The organism is Scytonema sp. PCC 10023 (genome assembly GCF_963920835.1).
Lineage (GTDB): Bacteria > Cyanobacteriota > Cyanobacteriia > Cyanobacteriales > Nostocaceae > Kalymmatonema.
In genome coordinates, this window is the sequence record NZ_CAWUDP010000431.1 from 1 (window position 1) to 225 (window position 225).

Annotated in this window: 1 protein-coding gene; it reads left to right on the forward strand. The window is 68.0% G+C overall.

Annotated elements, in window-relative coordinates; translation table 11 throughout:
* Nucleotides 1–225, forward strand: a 225-nt coding sequence (locus tag ACM0OZ_RS49475) for a hypothetical protein (RefSeq protein ID WP_414590260.1), incomplete at both ends; no start/stop codon positions are given.

A 225-nucleotide genomic window follows, 5' to 3' on the forward strand; every position in this document is an offset into this window, starting at 1 on the left:
TGCGATGGCCCAGACTCCAGCCGCCGCGCCTGCATCCAGCGGTCTGCGCGCCGCAGACGTCAGCGCCTGGCTGACGGGATTGGGCGGCCAGGTCGGGCCTGTGCAGACGGCGGACGGCCAGACCTATTTTGCGGTCAATAATGCGGGCCTGACCTGGGCCGTCTTCTTCCAGAGCTGCCAGGGCGACCTGTGTCAGGACGTGCAGTTCAGCGCTGTCGTGGCCAG